Here is a 19589-nt window from a genome sequence, read left to right as displayed (position 1 = left end):
ATCATCGTGGGTGAGTTCCTTCCTGGCGAACTCCTCGAGCTTATCGCGCAGCATTTGAACGCGGCCGAGCTTGACGATCTCACCATCAAGCAACGACACGACCTCGGCGGCTACGCGGTGTATGTCCACGCCGATAATACGCACGGTTCCCTCCAACCTTGGTCACGAACAGGGAGCCCAGCGGGCAACACGACAAATACGGATCCGCGCTCGCAGCGCACCCGGGCGAGTCGTAGGGGCGGCCAGATAACGTGCGCGAACTCGCAGTTCATCTGCATACGACGGCCTGCCCGCACTTGCGTGCTCCCGGTGCCCCGTGGCCCGGATGCGCCAAGCTTAACGAAACCTGACGACCGAACAAACGATGGCACCGAGAACAACATGCCGGATAATGGCTTCATCGAGAGCTTCAACGGCCGACTGCGCGATGAACTGCTCAACGAGACGCTGTTTACCTCGCTGGCTCAGGCGCGCGTAGCCATCGCCCTGTGGCACGCCGACTACAACACCGCGCGGCCGCACTCCCAACTCGCCTGGCAGACACCGGCCGAGTTCGCTACCACCTTCAATCCGCGACGGTCGCTCGCGCTGCGCTATGCCAAAGGCTCCGCGCCAGCGCCCGTCGCTTCACCCGCCCAGCAGGGCACAACCCACGCCGGAAACGAACTCAAAACTGGATAGAAACTGGGGGCAACGTAACTCGAAAAGCTCGGTGGAGAAGCGGCCGGCCCGGTCCTGCGGAACTCGCAGCTCAAGCTTACCGACACGGGTGACAAGAGTGCGGCCATAATAACCCGAGCGGTAGCCTAGCCGCTCCGATGTGCGCTCGCCTTTCGAAGCACCCAGCGCCTCGTCCATCTCGGCCTCGAGCACCTCCTGCATCACCGCCCGGATCACTTCGTGCAGACCTTGCGGGTCCGAAAGCAGAATGTCTTTGACGGCGGCGCTGGCGGTCTTACTTTCAGTCTTGGTCATGGTGGCGTTCCTTCGCGGGAATCAGGTGACGTTGAACATCACCAGCCTGCCATGACCGCCCCCTCTCAGCGAATTTGCAGAACTCTCAGCACACTACCTAACCTACCGCGAGCACCTAGATGCTCGCACCATACACCTTAGCAGTCATGTTTACTTTGGTCGTCAGTCGCAGCGACTCGATTGCAAAAGGGGTCTAGGTTCTGCTGATCAAGATGCCTTAGGTGATCGCCGCGATCATCATCCGGCACAGACTTGTGATATCGTAAACTGGCAGCTTCGTGAGCCGGCGGATTTGCGGCGCGACCACTGGGAACCCCGCACACTCGAAGAGGATGGCTGCAATCTCCGGATGCTTAGCTCTGAGCCCGGTGATGCAAGCGCCGACATCAGCTTCCATCGCCGCGACATCGGTCGGCGGCGCAGGAATTTTCAACTCATCATGCCAGTATTTGCTGCCTTCTATTCCGCCAACCACAACTCTCGACCTCTCCGTCGGATCGCTCAGCTCAAGCATGTCATCGCCGAAAGTGGTAGAGTCATATGTCAGGACGGCAATCTTGGCGGATGCGGGCAGTTGACGGATCAGCGTCGGCAAAAGGAGCATGCTCGACAACGCTACGGGTACTGTTACAGAAGCGGCCACAACGGCCTGGTATCGGATTAAAAAGCCGCAATTTGAACTGATGGCGACGGCTCCTCGCTGGACCAACCGCTGGGCCGCTTCCACATAGCCGCGCTCAAGAACGGGATCGCCGTGCGGCGTTCTTCTACCCAGTGTTCCCTCTGCGATTTCCGTTATCACAGGAAAGCCAAGGGTCGCTGGATTTTCAATCGCCCTCGGTTCCGTCCCCCTCTTAGAGTTGGGCAACTGCCCTTGGTCGGAAGTTAATATTCCGAGAGATGCTCGGGGTTGTAATGTCATGTTGTTATCCTCAACAGTTGGAAGGCGGCCAACCAAGATTCGCGGCCCACTCGCCAGTTCACTCTGGATGGTCTTGGTTTCCGTCCCATCGAATCGATCAAGTGCGATCTATCTACGCCGTCGGATAGATGCCTGGTAAGTTAGAGCCGACGATGTTTGAGGGGACCCCCGGATTAAACTACAACACCAAGCGATACTGCATCTCTCGCCAGCTTACGACGCGCACGTCGTTGCTTTAAGTACGCATTCGGTCTTCTGGAGCTGTTGGTATTCTTACTTCCAATCAGCGCCCACTCCGCATCGGTCAAGTCTTGCGTAGCGGGCGCAACCATGCGCACGAGTGTAATCAACTCCGCGTTGTAGCGATCGAGGCAAACGGACTTCAATGAGCCAGAGAGCGTGCAAGGAGCGCTAGCCATTCGTTGACCTCGACGTAGCCCCCGGATCGAATGCCGCAGACGATGGAAGTACTAGGCAACCGGATATCAGTGGAAGCAGCCGACGAAGAATCCATCGGATGCAGAATGCCGATGAGATCTCCTTGTTTCACTTCATCCAACATGGAGCAGCGGGGTTCAAAGATACCCCGCGCAGGCGATGCTAATTCATCGGCGGGCCGCCGCGTTTGCAGTGTCTGGCTGGACTTCCGTTGACGAAATATCGGACACTCGGCTTTTCCCTCTATGAGTCCGAGAGCGATGAGTGCATTGCGTACTCCCGCTTCGTAGATCGCGAGATTTTCGGCACCAATGGTGCCCCCGCCGAGTTCAGCACAGACGAATACCTTACCCTGATTATGAGCTGAGATATCGAACATTCCAGGCGTATCTGGATGATCCCATACCAACGTCATGGGTAATTTGAACGCCTCTGCCATTTTGATCGTCTTGGCCATCAGGTCTTGATCTGCAATCGGATGCGTCGTGGTCGACGGCGGAAAATCCCACGTTGGTCCGAAGCTGTGCAGATCAAACACGGTGTCGGCCATCGGCAACAGCAGGCGCGAAATGGCATCCGCGATTCGTTCGGTTACCGACCCATTGGCACGGCCCGGAAACACTCGGTTGAGATTCAATCCGTCGATGGGCGTGTTGCGGGTAAATGCCTGCACTGCCGGCGGATTGAGAACAGAGACGATGATGATCCGTCCACAGGTTTGCGCTTCGGGCAGCCACTCAACAAGGCGTCGCGCAACGATTGGCCCTTCCAATTCATTGCCATGACATCCGCCAGTGATAAGGAGCCGCGGGCCTGCGCCTTTGTTGAGGCTGAAGACCGACAGAGAAAGAGCTTCGCAATCGGCACCTTTGGGAACAACAAGATGCCCTTGGCTTATGCCGGGCTGATCAAGATCAAACGTAAGATGTGGTCCTTCGCTCATTGTTTAGCCTGTGTGAGTATTCAAGCGTCTTGTCGCCGGATGTGCGTTTCTCCGTTCCTCCAGTATGCAAAAGCTGTTTTCAATTCGCCAATATAATGTCCCGTGCGGCACCATCGCGTTTCCAGATGGCCAGTGCCCGCTCTGCTCAACCGCCGACCTCCAACCTTACGACTAGCTAAGAACTGGGATCCTGGTGAATAGAGAGCCTTCACTGCGCAGTCAGGCCCGCACTGTGGTAGCGCCTTAGGGTCAGCCCTTAGGGACGTCATGAACCCTCTGCATATACCGCTTCCCTTCCTGTCGATACTATGCCGCATACTGCCTGCTACCCGCGAAGTCGAGGCAGACAGAGGGCGCGAGATTCTGCAGGATGCCGAGATGGCGCTGGCCACCAATGTGAGAGCCTTGGTCATGTCGCACAGCAGGGCAGGCCAATTGAAGGCCATCTCGACGCTGGATGGCCACAATTTGGATCCTGTATTTGACTCAAGTCAGCACCTGATCAATCTTGGAGTGGAACGAAATTACAGAACGTGGCCGCCTGCGCCTGCACATTCTTTCGTGCGGGCGAGGCCATAAGAACCGTCAAAGGGGAGGAGACGCTCCGAAATATGAGCAAGGTCGCGCGCGCAGGTGCAGATCCAATTTCGCCAACGACGTTTGCGCCACTCCTGCAGTCGACCTTTCGCGCGATCTGGCTCGCCACACAGGTCTCGAGCCTCGGCTGGCTGATGCAGACTGTTGCCATCAGTTGGCTGATGGCAACGATCTCGACTTCAGACCTGATGGTGGCGCTGGTGCAGGCCTCATCGAACCTGCCCGCCTTCATTCTGTCCGTGTTCGCCGGGGCTCTCGCCGACAATTTCAGCCGTCGCCGGGTGATGTTCGCCGGCAGATCCCTCATGGTGATAGCCTCTGCGATGCTGACCGCGGTTGTGGCGCTGGGCTTTGTCAGTCCGTGGATGATCCTCGGCTTCAGCTTCCTGATCGCGTGCGGTGGCGCTCTCAACGATCCCGCCTGGCAGGCCTCGGTTGGCGATATGGTCGACCGACGCGATATTCCCGCTGCCGTGACCCTACTGTCCGTCGGTTTCAACACTGTCCGAACCGTTGGCCCGGCGCTCGGCGGCATCGTGGTAGCCTCGTTTGGGCTTTTGGCAGCTTTCACTGTGACCACCCTCACCTATCTGGTCCCTCTTGCCACCATATGGCGGTGCAAATGGAAGGTTCGCTCCTCCCCTCTTCCACGCGAGTCGATGAGCACTGCGACCTACGACGGGCTCCGCTTCACGGCGATGTCATCCGAAATCAAGGCGGCGATCGCCCGCGGAACCCTCTTTGGCCTGGCAAGCATCGCCATTCTCGCACTGCTGCCGCTGGTAGTCCGCGATCAATTGGGCGGAGGACCACTCGCCTATGGCACACTGATGGGCGGCTTCGGCACAGGCGCCGTCTTCGCCGGCATCTCAAACAGCACATTCAGACGGAGCTTGTCGCAAGAACGGCTGATGCGGCTCTCCTGCATCGCCTGCGCGGCATGCTCTCTTTCCCTTGCACTGACCTCTTCGATCGCCGTAGCCGCAATTGCGCTCGCCTTGGGCGGCGCGGGCTGGGTCACCGCCTGGTCCGGGGTTGGCGTGAGCGTGCAGCTGGCGAGCCCGCGCTGGGTCGTTGGGCGCACGATTTCGATCTATTATGCCCTGATAGACGGCGGCATCGCGATCGGTAGTTGGGTGTGGGGCACTGTCGCCGAGAACCATTCATTGACATGGGCGCTTGAGGGTTCTGCCGGCGCGCTGTTGCTCGTCGCTGTCGCCGGCGTTCTGTTTCCCCTGCGCGAACGCCACGATTCCGAACCCGATCCCTTGGAGGCCTTCGACGCTCCCGCTATCATTCTCAATTTGAAGCCGAGAAGCGGCCCGATCGTGGTCAAGGTCGAATACCTGATAGCTGAGAAAAACGTCGAGGCCTTCCTCGACCTCATGCGGCAGCGCAGGCATGTCCACAGCCGCGTGGGGGCTCGGAATTGGACGCTCCAGCGCAACCTTCAGAAGCCTATGCAATGGATGGAGACTTTCCGCACTCCGACCTGGACCGACTACCTTCGCTTAAACCATCGTCTCACGGAAGTAGACAAGGAACTGGACCAAAGTGTCATCCAGTTGCACGCGGGAGAGGAAGCGCCTCAAATGACGCTTTCGATCGAGCGGCCGACAAGCTTCGTTCGGAAACCCGAGCAGTCGGCCCCTTATTTTCCCCACCGGTGACTTCTTCACGCCTGTACTACCCGGCCCAGCGCTTGCACCAGATCACGACTGATTACGATATACTTTGGAGAGTGTGACGCGCCCAAGGAACCTTCTCGAAGATCACGTCCGGAAGACGATGATCCGCGGCGAGCGGCGCGGCGAAGATAGCGGAAGGGCGTGACGCGCGCTCTGAGCGGTGGGCAGAACGACGGCACCACCGCTCCACCGTCACCGCACGGTTGCGGGTTTCGCCTTGGCGCGCAGGACCTGCGGGACTGCATTCAATCCCACGTGTCGAGGGACCCGAGAGTCCTTGCGACGCGAGGAACTGACACCTCGAGTAGGAATGATTGAGACGAGGAATTTGTCCACTTGGGCCGCGTGGAGCCCCGACGAGGTCGCGGCAACGATACGGCTGCATGGCTCTGCTGGGGCGCTAAGCGGCTTGCGCACGAGGTTCGTACGCGTGCGCAACACAGTGCGACGATAATCTTGTCGGTTGCTGGCGCGGTAAGTTGAAGGCAGAGGCGCGCGCGACGGCACGGTTCGAGACGCCTCCGGGCCGGCAGCTGCAATCGGCTATTGATGAGGCGTCAGTAGATCGGCGTGAGAAGCTGCGGGTCAATCTGTTCGTCGCGACTGTTGGCTTTTGTCGCCCAAACGCATATCCGAGCGTGGAAATGGATCAGAGGCAGACTGGTTCGACCGAATGGATAGGCGCCTCCTTCGGCGGCGTTCCCGCGGAGGTATTGCTCGACAATGCCGGGGGCTGGTCTGCACGCCTTCGCGGGACACCTGGCCTCCGACCTGGCGCGCGCATTCCGGCGCCGAGCAGTGCACAGGGAGACGGGCTTGGAGGCCGGCGCGGGGAGCGTGCGCAAACCTGCTCTCTCAGTTCCGTCCTTCAAGCAACGGCCAGACACCAGTGTCATAAGGCGGAACAATTCGTCTGCACGTCAGTATTCGCAGGAGAACGGCTCGGTAGGCTGTAACTGCGCTGCCAATCGACGATTTTAAAGGGCTAATTTTGATGAAATTGAACGCCCCATCCGGAGTTTTAGATGAAAGGTTCTGCAAACGCTGCATTGGAGGGCCTCAAACGCCCAGACCTGCTGCAACGAGGCGCGTATGTGAATGGCGCTTGGCTCTTGAAGCCCGAAACCCTCGCAGTGGTCGATCCCGCTACCAGCGAAGAACTGGCTCAGGTGGCAGCCTGCGAAATCTCTGACGTAGATATTGCGGTTCATTTCGCGCGAAGCGCATTCCTGCGGTGGCGCGACTTGCTTCCTTCAGAACGGGGCGCATACCTCCGTAAATGGGCGACAGGATTGCGCGAAAATGCGGAAGATCTGGCCGTCATCATGACTGCCGAGCAAGGCAAGCCTATCTCGGAGGCTCGCGGCGAAATCTCATACGCCGCGGGCTTTCTTGACTGGTTTGCAGCGGAGGGCGAGCGAGCATACGGCGAGACCATCCCCAGCCATATAGTTGGAAGCCGGCTGGCCGTGCAGATGCAGCCGATCGGAGTGACCGTCGCTATCACACCATGGAACTTTCCATCGGCAATGATCACTAGAAAAGCTGGAGCGGCATTGGCCGCTGGCTGCACCATGATTGTAAAGCCCGCTCCAGAAACCCCCTTGTCGGCCCTCGCGCTTGCCCGTCTTGCCGAAGACGCAGGAATCCCCGCCGGCGTGTTTCAGGTGATAACCGGCGACGCTCCCCCAATTGCAAAGCGGCTGTTGGAACATACCGATGTGCGCGCGTTCTCATTTACGGGCTCGACCGAGGTCGGCCGACTCCTGCTTGAGCAGTCCGCAAGGACTGTAAAGAAAGCTTCGCTCGAGCTGGGCGGAAATGCTCCATTCATTCTTTTCGACGACGTGCCTATGGAAGCTGCGGTCGCAGGCTGCATGGCAGCAAAGTTCGCTACATCCGGCCAGGACTGTCTGGCAGCAAACAGGATTTACGTTCAGCGGGGAGTCTATGACCGGTTCGTGGAAGAATTCGGCAAGGCCACCAGCAAACTGAAAGTCGGACACGGATTGGAGCTCAACGTCGACATCGGTCCAATGACCAAGGCGTCTGGTGCCGAAAAATGCAGGCGGCAGATCTCCGAGGCTCTTTCAGCAGGGGCTCGAATGATAGTCGGCGCACAGGATACCGCTCTTGGCGGGAGCTTCGTGATGCCGACAGTGCTCGCCGATGTGACCGACGACATGCGGGTTGCAAAAGAAGAAACGTTCGGGCCTGTGGCTGCAGTTCTGCCCTTCGAAGACGAAGCGGAGGTGCTCTCGCGCGCGAACAACTCGGAGATGGGTCTTGCAGCGTATGTTTACACCCGAGATCTTAACCGCGCGATGCGGCTCACCGACCGGCTCGAATACGGCATGGTGGCGGTCAACACCCCAAAATTTACGGGAGCGCCCATCCCCTTCGGCGGATGGAAACAGTCCGGACTCGGCCGGGAAGGCTCCAGGCACGGAATCGCAGAGTATCTCGAACCAAAATACACCTGCTTCGGAAATCTTGCAGCGTAAGAGGACGCCCTAGTGACAATCAATATCAAGGAAATTGCCGAAAAGGACAGGAATTCTGTTCTTCATCCTTTTACGCAGCTGAAGGACTTTGCAACCGGCAAGCTAGGCGAGCCGACGATCGTCGAGACAGGAAAAGGCATCCGCATCCAGGACGCCCTCGGCAACCAGTTGATTGACGGGTTCGCCGGTCTCTATTGCGTAAATGTTGGATATGGCCGCACCGAAGTCGCCGAAGCGATCTCGCGCCAGGCCTTTCGCCTGGCCTACTACCATTCCTACGCGGCCCACACGACGGACGAGCTCGCAATCCTCTCTGATCGCCTTGTGAAAATGGCGCCGGGCAAGATGAGCAAGGTGTTCTACGGCATGTCCGGCTCGGACGCCAACGAAACGCAGGCCAAGCTCGTCTGGTATTACAACAATCTGCGTGGCAAGCCGAACAAGAAGAAGATCATCTCGCGTGAGCGCGGCTATCACGGCTGCAGCGTCGTGTCGGGGTCCATGACCGGCATGAGCTTCTACCACGACCACATGGACCTGCCGCTCCCGCAGATTGTTCACACCGGTGTCCCACATCACTACTGGGGCGCAAACGCGGGCGAGACCGAAGTGGAGTTTTCGGCGCGGCGAGCCCAGGAACTCGACAAACTGATCCAACGGCTTGGCCCGGACAATGTTGGCGCCTTCATTGGCGAGCCGGTGCTCGGCACCGGTGGCATCACGCCCCCGCCGGAAGGGTATTGGCAGGCGATTCAGGCCGTTCTCAAAAAGCACGATGTGCTGCTCATCGCCGATGAAGTCATCACCGGTTTCGGCCGAACGGGCTCGATGTTCGGCTCCCAGCACTATGGCATCGAACCAGACCTCATCACGATCGCTAAAGGTTTAACGTCGGCCTACTTCCCGCTTTCAGCGGCAATCGTCGGAGAGAAGGTTTATAAAGTCATGGAGGATGGGGCCGACAAGGTCGGCGCATTCTCCCACGGCTATACATACTCAGGTCATCCGATTGGAGCCGCGGCGGCGAACGCGGTTCTCGACATCGTCGAGAAGGAAGACCTGCCCGGAAATGCTCGCGACGTTGGTGCATTCTTCCAGGCGCAATTGAAGGAAAGATTCGCGCAGTTGCCGATCGTCGGCGAAGTTCGCGGCGTGGGCCTTATGGGTGCAATCGAATTCGTGGCGGACCGCGACAATAAAAAGCGCTTTGATCCGACGCTCAAGGTTGGAGCACGAATTTCTAAGGCAGCCCGTGAGCGTGGTCTTATCGCTCGCGCTATGCCGCACGGCGACATTCTCGGCTTCGCCCCGCCGCTGATAGCAACCAAGGCAGAAGTCGAAGAGATCGCTGCAATCGCCGAAAGCGCAGTGCGCTCGGTGATGGACGAGCTCGTCTGGGATGGCCACATCCTCTGAATTGCGCTTCGACGTCTCCTGCACCATCAATGCCTGGGAAGCCTTGCGCATGTCCGTACAACCAGGTGGCGAGCCACACCTTCACGCCGCTCGGAACCGGGATTATCGCCGCTCCAGCGCACATCCAGGATCCCGCCGAGCGCATAGGTGTCGATATCACTCTCAATCCGCACGGACGCCGCCAGCTCGATTTTCACCGTGCTGCTCTTCTTGCGCGGTCGGGAGATCGGAGATCGGCGGTGGCTGTGCCTCAACGACCTCCACGGTAACAAGCTGCACGGACGGCACGGAGATCTGGCAGACTCCTTGCGGCACCGGAAAAGCTGGCTCACATGAAGGCTCGCGATCGCGCGATCTCCGAAACACTGGTCCCAGCCTCGAACGAAGCCGCGACCAGCCGCTCAACCTGATGCTTCGTCACAGGGCTACTCTTAGTGCTTGCACTGAGGTTGCAGCCTTCAGCCTGCTCAGCAAGGCGGCCGTCCGTGAGGATACGAAAGGACGGGGCAGACAGGAAGAGCACGGCGAAGATGAAGCGCAGCCGAGTTCGGAGACTAGCGGCGACAGACATCGGGCAGAACCTCGCAGAAGATGATCCAGCCGCGGCCTTCGTCCCGCATTTTGGCCGCCTCGACAAAGTCCATCGCGTTGATGTCGGCGGGACGGCGCGTGACAACCGGTTGACCGCGCTGGTCTGGAGTTCGGCAGCAACACCGGCTAACACAACCAATCCAGGCCGTGCTAGATCAAGATCGCTAAAATCCACTTACCTTCGTGCGTAACCTGACTCTGCCCCTCCCGCGGTGTTGCATCGCCGAACCGCTGCGGTCTGGCACCGGTCACACAAGTCTTAACTTTCCAGTGCATCTCGGATGGCGCGAATCGCCCCGAACGCGTCAAACGGAAGGGCTTTGGGGGTCTGGTAAACTTGGTCAGGCCACTGTGCCCGCTTCACCGGTGATTGGCCAGGCTGGTGTGAGAGCTTCACCGCTGCGAAGTCCGCCCGCGGATCAATATAGATCACCTGGCCACCATATCCCCACGCGATGTAGGCGCCTCTCTCTTGGTCTTCAATCCAGAAAGTATTGTGATAAGCGCCATTGGGCAGGTCTGAACTGGCATCGGCATAAGAACCGTTCGGCGCGAACAAGTCGAACAGAAGAGGCTTAGGGCGTCTTATCGCCTCGATCCATTCAGATGGAACGATCTGCCTGCCGTTGAGCCTGCCGCCGCGAAGATGCAGCAGCGCGAAGCGCGCGAAATCACGGAGTGTGGCTTGAAATCCACCGGACGACATCGAAAAACGAGATTTGTCTACGATTTGGTAGGCGTCTTCCTCCGCCCCTATCGGACTCCATAATTCGCTGCTGTACAGTTCCGGGAGAAACTTGCCTGATACGCGCTGCATGATTAGCCCTAGCACGTCGATGTTGGGGTCAAAGTACTTGAACCGCGCGCCGTGCGGCGCCTCCTGCTCGGTTATCCGCAGAATGGCCTGCCATATGTCGGCGGGTGCGTCAGGATGTCCCTCCGGGGGGCCGAAGTATCCTGTTGCTACAACGTAATTAAAGTAATCGTTGTTTGGCACGTACCACAAACCCTTGAGAGTGGCGCCCGCAGTCATGTCCAGCAAGTGCTGCACCGTGGCCCCGCGATAGGCGGTCGCCTGCAGTTCCGGCAGATACCGTGTTACCAGACTTTCAGGATCAATAAGCCCACGGTGCACTAGAATCCCGAACACCGTCCCGGTGATGGACTTGGAACCCGATCTAGCGATGTGTTGAGAATGCGGTTCCATGCCATTCATGTATGTTTCGAACACGATCTCGCCCTGGTGCAAAACCAGAAACCCGTCAGTATAGTCCCTCTCGAGGTATTCGCGGATCGTGGCGCGTTGGCCGTCGCTGGACTCAACTTCGATATCACCGATATCCCCCCTGATCCGGCTTGGAAGCGGCAGGACCGGTCCTGGCCCGCGCCAAACCCGGGCGGTTCGCGTAGATTCGCTTACGTGCGAGTATGTCCATTTGCTATAAGGCCAAAAAGACCACTCGTCGGGTGGGATCATAGGCGCACCCAGCGTCGCATCGGGCCGCCATAACTCGGGATTGGTCTGTGAGGTTCCGGCAACGCGGCGGTTGATATCTTCGAATTCCTGAGACACCGGAATGCTCCTTTGACTTCGGCCAATGCCATCACGACCTGGCGGCAGATCGCTAACTCTCTGAATTTCAGCCCTCATCAGGCCTATACTTGATCAAGGCGACACCGCCCGTGAAGAAGGTTTCACTTGGGAACGGACCTACAAGCACTTATCGGGATCACGCGCATGTTCGCCAGCTGCTGCTGTGTTGGACGAAGCAGCGTTTGCAGGTGCGTTAACATTGCGCGTCTACTGGCCTGGCAGCGAACCGGGCCGCGATCGGAACACCCCCAAGTTGTTCTCGATTGGCCCAGCCCGGTATCATCAGAAGCCTGCGTCTGTTTTAGCGGACGTAAAGCTGACGTTTGTAGTTCGTCAAAATCTCGCAGCCAGTTTCGGTCACGCGAACAGTCTCGCTGGTGCCGACGTCCGCAAAGCCGAAAGCCTTGACCATCGAGGGGATATGGAAGACCATATTGGGCTTGAGGATCCGCGTTTCCCCTCGCTTAAACGACAGGATGTGCCCTTCGCCCCAATCCGGCGGGTAGCTGATGCCGATGGAATACCCCGTACGCTTGAAGCGGCCTTCATAGCCTCCATCGTTGACAGTCTGCGACCAGATACTCCACACCTCACCGAGGGGGCGATCAGGACGTATGCCGTCGAGCATGTTTTCCAGCGCCCTTCGTGACACGTCCTCCATTTTCTCGAGTTCACGGTTGGATGGACTGACCACGGAAGCCCGCATAATCGCGGCGCTATAGCGTCGAACGGTGCCGGACAGTTCGAGGAAGACAGGATCACCCGGCTGAATCTGCCGGCCCGACCACGTGCCATGCGCATAGCTCGTGCGCACGCCCGAAGTCACAAACGGCGGGTAGCCGGGGTATTCACTTCCCTTGAGCGTGACTACGCGCTGGATTTCGGCGGCGATTTCATTCTCGTTCACGCCGGCCCTTATCTGGTTGATGCCCGCTTCGATGCCGGCCTCGGCAATCCGCGCTGCCTGCCGGATATAGTCTATTTCGGCATCGGATTTGACGACGCGGACCGCCTCGACAATCATCGAGCCATCTTCGAAACGGACGTCAGGGAGAAGGGTCTTGAGCGCTTCGTAATCGGCGATCGAGAAGAACCAAGACTTTTTCTCGAACCCTACCTTCGCCTTGGCAAAACCCAGGTTACGCAGCGTTTCCGCGAGCAGCTCGAGCGGGGCCTCGTGGTCCATGTAGCTGGTACTGTTATCTATCCACGAATAGGCCCGGACATTCACCTCTTCAATGCCACGGGTGATATGGAGGGGCTCCCCTTGCAGCGGGATAAGCAGATACTGGGCGGAGGCATAACCGAGCGTGTTGTAACCGCTTAAGTAAAGCATGTTCTCGGGGATGGTCACCACGAGGATGTCCAGATCCCGGGCTGCAATGCTTTCGCGTACCGCCTTGAGCCTTCTTTGATACTCCTGGATAGTAAAAGCCAAGTCTTTTTCTACCTTTATGGTGTCTATGCCGGAAACTTTCATAGGAGCCCTTCGAAACAAAGAGGCGCGCCACGCGCTGGACGGTGTATCGTAGCACCTGACCTGCGCATAACGTTGCCGTCGTTTCCAAGTTCGCGCAGGAAACCTGCGTTGATCTGGCCTTGATTGCTCAAAAGCCTCCGTCCTCGTCGACATTGCTGTTCCATCGACAGCCATCCCAACAATCCAAACCTCTGGAAAATGGCGGCGGGTCGGGCGAAATCTGCGCGAAGGTTGTGCCCGCGTCAGGAGCCTGGACTTCGCCGACTTAGATCACTTCACTTTCGGCAGCCTCGGCGCGCGTGCGGGCCGTCGGAGTGTTCTGCCAGTTGAGATGGCAGGCTTGTGATCGGGTAAGAATGCGGCTGCCGTCACCGCTGACGTCGGGTCCCCTGTCCGAGGCGCTGACGTCGCGGGCCTCCCGATGCAAAGTGCCTGCGCGCACGATTGGCTGCCCCCTCCCGGCTCGAAAGTCTGCACGCAATTCGCATCTATGCAGAAAATCCTCAACATGGGTGAGAAATAGGGGGAATTTCCCATGGTCTGACGGATATGATCAATCCTGCACAGACGAAGCTAGTTCCCCGCTGCCAGCCGCGTTCGCGCCTGAAGTCTGTCCGCGGCGTTTGGACCAAGGTAAACCGCAATTGACGAGCTCCATGATTATGAACGGCAGTCCCCTTCCATTAGACAGCATCAGGGACGATTTCCCAGCGACGCAAGACTTTATTTACATGGATGTTGCCAACCAAGGATTGATATCTCGTACCACAAGAATGTCGTTCGAGGATCATCTGAATAACAGATTGCACGGGATAAACGATGAGCTTAGCCAATTGGCGGCCATCGAGAAGACACGCGCCAGATTTGCTAGAATTGTTGGTGCGGATAAAGATGAAATTGCCATCACAAAGAACGCGTCAGAGAGTATCAACATAATCGCCAACGCGATTGACTGGCGAGCCGGCGACAGCGTTGTCTTATGCCCTCAACTTGAGCATGCTAACAACATCCTGCCATGGCTCCAGGTGAAAGCTCTACATGATGTTGATCTGAAATTGGTGGAGCCGGATAATGGTGCCATTCCCGTAGATGCGATTGTCAATGCCCTTAATTCCAGGACTCGCGTTGTGGCGCTTTCGACCGCAACAATGGTTCCTGGTTTTCGGACAGTCACGCAACCCGTCGCGGAGGCGTGCAGGCGTCATGGCGCCTTCCTTTTGGCGGACGGGACTCAGTCGGTCGGAATTCTCCATACTGATGTCAACCGGTTAGGAGTAGATGGTTTGGCCGTCTCGACTGTGAAGGGATTGATGGGCCTCTACGGATCGGGGTTTCTCTACTGCCGCCGGGAGTGGGCAGATCAGCTAAAGCCAGCTTACCTCGCTCGCTTTAGCGTCGATCTCGGGAACGCACCAGAGTCGGCTCCCATTCTCAACGCCGCCAGGCTGCGGGCTGGAGCGCCTCGTTTTGATATCGGGCATTACAATTTCCCAGGCATGATTGCCGCGCACGCATCCTTGGGGCAACTGCTGGAGATCGGAACCGAAGCAATCGACAAGCACGTGACATCTTTGGCAACTCGACTGGCTTCAGGGCTGCTAGAAGCCGGACTGCCTGTCTGTGGCGGGCCTCCTGGCGACCACACTGGGAGTATTGTGGCGATTGGCGACATGGCTGCACTCGGCGGAACGCAAGAAGTCGCCGCCTACATACCGTCGCTGCACAGCTATCTTGCGGAAAACAACGTCGTTGCATCAACGCGACGAGGGCTCCTTCGGTTCTCGCTTCATCTTTACAACAGCGAAGAAGAAGTCGGCCAAGTTATCGATATAGTCAAGAAATGGTCGAATTAGCTGCGCCAGATTACAACCGGATAGGAGAATTTATGTCATCGCAAAGCGCGGATACGGTGGCGCTTCTTCAAGACCTTGTCAAAATTGAAAGCGTCAACCCTTCGCTTTCACCCAGGGGCAGCGGAGAACAGCGGGTCGCCGAATATCTTGAAGGGTTTTGCCGGGACCGAAACCTGCCTTATGAACTCCAGCACGTTGTCGACGGGCGCTCGAACTTCTTGACCTGGATCTCAGGCAAAGACCCTGGTCGGCGCCTTCTTTTCGTGGCCCATATGGACACGGTGCCCACTGATAATTGGGCTTCCGATCCATTTTCTCCCGAATTGAAGGACAATCGACTCTACGGCAGGGGGAGTTGCGACACAAAAGGTTCCCTCTCTGCAATGATGATCGCCCTGAGTACCCTAGGTGACCGTCAGCCGAATGCCACAATTGTCGTTGCCGCTAGCATTGATGAAGAGTACCGCAAGATCGGCGCTCGCGCCATCGCTCTCTCCGGCAAGTCGTATGATGCCGCCGTTGTTGGCGAACCAACCGAGCTCGAGCTTGTAGTCGCCCACAAAGGGTCAGTCCGCTGGCAAATCGAGGTTCAGGGTGTCCCTGCTCACACTTCGAAGCCGCACCTAGGAGTCAATGCAATCTCAGGCATGGCAAAGGTGATATTGGCGCTCAACGAACACGGCGAGAATCTCGCTTCGCGCACCCAACCTTTGGTCAGCCCTCCCACTTTGACGATAAGTCTGATTGAGGGTGGCTTGGAATTGACGACGGTTCCTCCATCGTGCCGCATCTGGGTGGATCGGCGCCTCGTTCCAGGGGAGCGACCAGAGCAGGCGTTGGCAGAAGTGGAGAACATACTGCAAGGTTTGCGGGATCGCGAAGACATCAAGGTCCGATCATTACTGCCCGCGCTTGAAGATCCTGCTCCGGACAGTGCCGAGTCAAGCAAGATAGCTTCTGTGGCAGCGCAGGCGTGTGCCGATATTGCCGGCACGGGCACGTACATTGGAGTGCCGTACGGCACGGATGCTAGTCAGCTATCTTTGGCCGGCATTCCCTGCATTGTGCTAGGACCAGGAAGCATTGATCGCGCTCACACAAACAATGAGTTCATTGAATTGGATCAGCTTGAAATGTGCGTTCAGATATATAGACAAATAATGCTCAGTTATTAGATTCGAAACTGCAGAGATAGCACGGATGCTTACGCGGCACGTCGTGAGAGAGAGCCGTGGTCCGGCTCGACCACTCTCAATCGGGAAGGGATCATCGCTATGAATGATCATTGTCGAAAAGTTCTGGTGATGGCCAGTAGCAAGGGTCTTGGCTTGGCCATCGCAAAACGATTAGCTAAAAATCGCTCGGAAGTCGTTATCTGTGGTCGTAACAAGGCTGCATTAGACCAAGCCGTAGGTGATCTACAGAAAATTGAGGGATGCGCTGGCGCTCATGGCATAATTGCAGATTTATCCCGGCGATCAGATGTCGACATGTTGTTGCAACGCACTTTGGAGCTCCTCGGGAGCATTGATTGCCTCGTCGTAAATTCCGGTCATATGCCGCACGGAACTATCGAAGACCTAAGCGACGATGATTGGGATCATTCCTACGAGACGCTTCTCATGAGTGCAGTAAGGGTGTCGCGAGCGGCAGCCGCTGCGATGAAAGCGTCTGGTCGTGGGGGCGATATCGTCTATGTTACCTCGGGAGGCGTGCACGAGGCGACAGGTCACCTAATGCTGTCGAACGTCATGCGTGCCGGCATAGCAGTATTAGCTAAGCACCTCGCAGATACACTTGCGGGAAGTGGCGTTCGCGTGAACGTTGTCGCGCCTGGTTATTTTGACACAGGCAGAGTTCACAAGAGAATTGAGGCGTTGATGGTCGACGAAGGTCTCAATCGAGATGCCGCTATCAAACGTGTGGCCAATACCAATCCCTTGGGGCGTATCGGAACTGCCGACGAACTCGCGGAGCTAGTTGGATTCATCGTCGGTGACCGAGCAAGATACCTGAATGGCACGACAATAGTGATTGATGGCGGGGGCAGTCGCCTTGTGATGTAGCTGTAGGTGGTTGTTGGTGCATCCGTGCATCCCTCGCCGCATCCGACCTCAGCGCACAGGCCAGCCGAAAGAGGGCGAATTATTTTCTGCCCCAATGCCCCTAATGAGCTATGCAGCCGATTATGGCTGGCTGCTTGAGAGCTTGGATTTGAATGGCACCGCAAAGATGGACTTACAGCGGCGAGCTTCCAGCCGCACGTCAGACTCGGAGACACTCACTCTACGGTAAACGGAAGGGTCAAGGCTGGCCACATGTCTGACCTTGACGAGCCGAAGGCTCGCGAGTAGGGAGCAGGACGCAAGCAACGCCAATGATCCTGAGCTATGCGCCTGATCTGCCCTACATGGCTTGATTAACGTGAAGCAATGATTTCCCGGCGAATGCGCTTCGGCCGAATAGACTGCTGCTGTTGATTGCGCCGGCTCACATTGCACCATCACGCCGCCGAGCGGCGCGTCCCAGCTACCCGGCGCGAGCAAAGCAGAATGTCAGTTCACCACTGCAACCGACCCTCGTTCCAGGAGCACGGCTTTCGAATCGCCGTTGCGTGAGTGCCAGTCCGACCGCTCATCTTAGAAGACTCTCAGCGGAGTTCGATTCCCTACAGCGCGAGGGTCAGGCGGCCGCGATAGGCAGCAGAACATACGAGGGGAACTCTTCGCAGTGATGCACGCTGTTGTGGGCGACTTCCCACTTCGTTTCGTCCCAATTGTTGCCGCCCGTATTCAGATTTCGATCGAAGCGAGGAAACGAGGAGCTGGATATCTCGAGCCGAATTCGATGACCGGGCGGGAACCAGTTGCTCGTGGCATCCAGGTCAACCTGTACTTGGTAGACGTTGCCCGGCTCCATCAGAACTGACCGGTCGAAGCCTTCGCGAAACCGAACGCGCAGTATCCCGTCGACGACGTCAACGGCACGCCCGTCCGGATGCACGTCAAGTAGTCTGGTCACAAAGTCTGTATCCGGGGCGGAAGATGAGACGAAAAGGACGGCTTTGACGAAACCGCTGACTTCAACTCCCTCTTCAAGGAGGTCAGACGTAAAACACAGAACGTCCTGGCGGAGTTCTACTTCCTGATAGTCACGAGGGCCCATCGTCGTCCCCCTTGAGTTTCCGCCATGAACCCCCAAAAACGGCACCGGATTGCCAGGGTCATAGACAAAACTATCGGCTGGCTCGTCCTCGGCAGGTGGGTTGAGTTCAAGTGCGCCATCGCCGAGGCGAGTGTTGGAATTTCCACCGCTTCGCAAGAACCAACGCTGTAGTTCCACACCGGCAGGTGGCCATTCTGAAGCCGCACGCCACTCGTTGCGACCCATGACATAGTATCGGACGCGGGGCATCGCCTCGATGCGGTTGGGCATTTCCTTCAGCCAACCGTCGAACCAGTCCAGGTAGATTTGCCAGCAATCCAAGCGTGCATCGCCCAACTCACGCTCACCGATGACTGTCGGGGCCTCAAGTGTCGCGGTCTTGCAGTGGGTGGCTGGCGAGAGAATGATGTGCTGGTGATCACGAGCCGCAGCGCTCGTCCCCCGAGCGCTGAAGAGGCGCCGCGTGTAGAGTGCGTCGGCGGCACCGACGTCATACCACGAGTTCACAAATAGGGCTGGGAGGTCAATTGCCGAGTCCTCGCGAAGGAAACCAAACCTGTCGAACCAGGGATCCCCAGGGTCCCGTGAAACCCAGTCCTCCCAATCCGTGGGCGGTGACCCGATGATCTTGAGGATGTCGATGATCGGCAGCGTTGCGAATGCGCGCTGGTACTCTTCGTCGGCCTTCGCTTGCGGCCGGGAACGATCCTTGCCATGGCTCTGATGGAAGTGGGGTACCCACATGCTCAACTCTAGCGCGCCGCCAAGACGCGACCCGCAAAGGCGCAAATCCCCCAGTCGCTGTCGATCGCCAGATAGCGCGCCGCCCGCCCCCTCTATGATCGCACAGCGATGAGCGGGATGGCATAGCTGAGCGGTAAGCACCTGGGTGATTCCGAGCGCGGAGCATCCGTACGTGCCGACCCGCCCCGTCGACCATGGCTGGGAGGCGATCCAGGAGAGAGTATCGTAGCCGTCCTTCGCGTCATGCTCGAGGAGCGCGAAATGTCCGCCAGAATCAAAGAGCCCACGAAGTTCCTGCACAACCACGGCGTAACCCTGAGCCGCGAACATCATGGCTACAGGGCGTGTGGGTTCGGGCAGACGATATGCGGCCTTGCCGTACTTCGTTCGGATCAAAATCGAAGCGAGTTTGCCCGTGTACCCGAGAGGGCGGTAGACATCCGTCGCAAGTTCCACGCCGTCGCGCATAGGAACTCGCAACCCAGTTTGTAGAACCACTTCATAACGGGGTTCTAAAGGTTTCGACATATGGTGCTCGCAACAAGTCATTATTTGGCTCTCCACAAGAAGCTGCTCGCGTCAGCTGGCATTTACACAGCGGAGTGACCGCCTCGACTGCTGCTACTATGCGTTCGTACTTCGACCATACGTTATTGATGCAGTAGATCGGTGTTTTCCT

12 protein-coding genes and 3 pseudogenes are annotated in these 19589 nt (G+C 57.8%); 7 read left to right on the top strand and 8 right to left on the bottom strand.

The features are described 5' to 3' along the window. Positions 1 to 390: 390 nt before the first annotated feature. Positions 391 to 681, top strand: a pseudogene (locus tag CIT25_RS33960) (integrase core domain-containing protein); the annotation flags it as partial. Between the two features lie 18 nt (positions 682 to 699). Here CIT25_RS33960 and CIT25_RS33955 read toward each other — a convergent pair. The 3 genes and pseudogenes from CIT25_RS33955 to CIT25_RS33945 form a co-directional block, all read right to left on the bottom strand. Continuing rightward, positions 700 to 975 (bottom strand): annotated as a pseudogene (locus CIT25_RS33955) (transposase); the annotation flags it as partial. A 217-nt stretch (positions 976 to 1192) separates the two neighbouring features. After that, positions 1193 to 1897 (bottom strand): aspartate/glutamate racemase family protein, encoded by a 705-nt coding sequence (locus CIT25_RS37970; protein ID WP_245330133.1) that lies wholly within the window; start codon positions 1895 to 1897, stop codon positions 1193 to 1195. Positions 1898 to 2279: 382 nt separating this feature from the next. Further along, complete coding sequence (locus CIT25_RS33945) at positions 2280 to 3278, bottom strand: succinylglutamate desuccinylase/aspartoacylase family protein (RefSeq protein ID WP_095489436.1); 999 nt, start codon at positions 3276 to 3278, stop codon at positions 2280 to 2282. Positions 3279 to 3889: 611 nt separating this feature from the next. Between CIT25_RS33945 and CIT25_RS33940 the strand changes: the two genes are divergently transcribed. The 3 genes from CIT25_RS33940 to CIT25_RS33930 all read left to right on the top strand — a co-directional run bounded on the left by CIT25_RS33940 (position 3890) and on the right by CIT25_RS33930 (position 9483). Further along, positions 3890 to 5545, top strand: a complete 1656-nt coding sequence (locus CIT25_RS33940; protein ID WP_095489444.1) for an MFS transporter — start codon at positions 3890 to 3892, stop codon at positions 5543 to 5545. Between the two features lie 1043 nt (positions 5546 to 6588). After that, on the top strand, positions 6589 to 8067 hold the full coding sequence (locus CIT25_RS33935; RefSeq protein ID WP_095489435.1) for an NAD-dependent succinate-semialdehyde dehydrogenase: 1479 nt from the start codon (positions 6589 to 6591) through the stop codon (positions 8065 to 8067). Positions 8068 to 8079: 12 nt separating this feature from the next. Then, complete coding sequence (locus tag CIT25_RS33930) at positions 8080 to 9483, top strand: aspartate aminotransferase family protein (protein ID WP_095489434.1); 1404 nt, start codon at positions 8080 to 8082, stop codon at positions 9481 to 9483. A 26-nt stretch (positions 9484 to 9509) separates the two neighbouring features. On the opposite strand, the gene CIT25_RS36690 is transcribed toward CIT25_RS33930, so the two are convergent. The 4 genes and pseudogenes from CIT25_RS36690 to CIT25_RS33915 all read right to left on the bottom strand — a co-directional run bounded on the left by CIT25_RS36690 (position 9510) and on the right by CIT25_RS33915 (position 13148). Beyond that, positions 9510 to 9680, bottom strand: coding sequence for a hypothetical protein (locus tag CIT25_RS36690; protein WP_158302725.1), 171 nt, complete (start codon positions 9678 to 9680; stop codon positions 9510 to 9512). A 299-nt stretch (positions 9681 to 9979) separates the two neighbouring features. Further along, positions 9980 to 10168, bottom strand: a pseudogene (locus CIT25_RS38380) (ABC transporter permease); the annotation flags it as partial. 165 nt (positions 10169 to 10333) lie between these two features. Then, positions 10334 to 11647: a serine hydrolase domain-containing protein gene (locus CIT25_RS33920; protein WP_158302724.1), complete on the bottom strand. Its 1314-nt coding sequence runs from the start codon at positions 11645 to 11647 to the stop codon at positions 10334 to 10336. Between the two features lie 322 nt (positions 11648 to 11969). Further along, on the bottom strand, positions 11970 to 13148 hold the full coding sequence (locus tag CIT25_RS33915) for a M24 family metallopeptidase (protein WP_095489431.1): 1179 nt from the start codon (positions 13146 to 13148) through the stop codon (positions 11970 to 11972). Positions 13149 to 13804: 656 nt separating this feature from the next. Between CIT25_RS33915 and CIT25_RS33910 the strand changes: the two genes are divergently transcribed. The 3 genes from CIT25_RS33910 to CIT25_RS33900 all read left to right on the top strand — a co-directional run bounded on the left by CIT25_RS33910 (position 13805) and on the right by CIT25_RS33900 (position 17067). Then, positions 13805 to 15001: an aminotransferase class V-fold PLP-dependent enzyme gene (locus tag CIT25_RS33910; protein ID WP_095489430.1), complete on the top strand. Its 1197-nt coding sequence runs from the start codon at positions 13805 to 13807 to the stop codon at positions 14999 to 15001. Positions 15002 to 15033: 32 nt separating this feature from the next. Then, the gene (locus CIT25_RS33905) at positions 15034 to 16176 is read left to right on the top strand and encodes a M20 family metallopeptidase (RefSeq protein ID WP_095489429.1); all 1143 of its coding nucleotides are present in this window, start codon (positions 15034 to 15036) and stop codon (positions 16174 to 16176) included. A gap of 99 nt (positions 16177 to 16275) precedes the next feature. After that, positions 16276 to 17067 carry an SDR family oxidoreductase gene (locus CIT25_RS33900; protein WP_095489428.1) on the top strand — a complete coding sequence of 264 codons (792 nt, stop codon included), beginning with the start codon at positions 16276 to 16278 and terminating at the stop codon, positions 17065 to 17067. A gap of 616 nt (positions 17068 to 17683) precedes the next feature. Here CIT25_RS33900 and CIT25_RS33895 read toward each other — a convergent pair. Further along, positions 17684 to 19378, bottom strand: coding sequence for a CocE/NonD family hydrolase (locus CIT25_RS33895; RefSeq protein WP_158302723.1), 1695 nt, complete (start codon positions 19376 to 19378; stop codon positions 17684 to 17686). Positions 19379 to 19589 lie beyond the last annotated feature (211 nt).

This window comes from Mesorhizobium mediterraneum (assembly GCF_002284565.1).
Classification (GTDB): domain Bacteria; phylum Pseudomonadota; class Alphaproteobacteria; order Rhizobiales; family Rhizobiaceae; genus Mesorhizobium; species Mesorhizobium mediterraneum.
This window is presented reverse-complemented; position numbering and strand designations above follow the sequence as displayed.